We start from the raw sequence: 558 nt of genomic DNA on the forward strand, positions 1-558 counted from the left end.
CCCCTAAGGTTGGTGCATATGTTCCTGCTTGTGAGAAGATGGCAGCGCCTGATAAATGACGTTCTTCCATTGCTTCAATTTCCTCAGACATTACATCACGGATAAATTCAGCACTTTGGCCATCAACTGCCATACTTAATCCGTTTTTTAAAAATGGGTCTTCGACTTCGGCGACTTTTACCTCAAGTGCTAATAGTCCTTCCTTACGGGCAATGGTCGCCCAATTTGAGAACATGGGAATTAGATCTTCAACATTTAACATTTTTTTCTCCTTAAAAAGGACGCCAAATAACTGTGGTATCCTTTTTAATTGGCTGGTTGGAAACGCGATTGTTACGGCGGCAATAGTTCCTAAAATAATGATTAAAAAGGCAGCGGGATTAAGCAGTGCAGAAAACGAAACCCCTTTTAAAACCATACCTACAAAGATGGCTATAAAACCAAGTATTACACCTATTAATGACGATTTATCCAATTTGTATCACCTAATCTTTCATCCGATGTTGTAGACAGTGTGTTTCTTCAATAAAGTGTGTTTACGACGCAAAAATTTGGTTG

General features: G+C 39.1%; 1 protein-coding gene. It reads right to left on the reverse strand.

Features of this window, described 5'->3' with window-relative positions; translation table 11 throughout:
- A partial coding sequence (locus tag V7147_RS23530) for a MotA/TolQ/ExbB proton channel family protein (protein WP_335370228.1) occupies positions 1 to 475 on the reverse strand: 475 nt, incomplete at its 3' end.
- Between the last annotated feature and the right edge of the window lie 83 nt (positions 476 to 558).

Source organism: Bacillus sp. JJ1521 (genome assembly GCF_036965165.1).
Classification (GTDB): domain Bacteria; phylum Bacillota; class Bacilli; order Bacillales; family Bacillaceae_L; genus Ferdinandcohnia.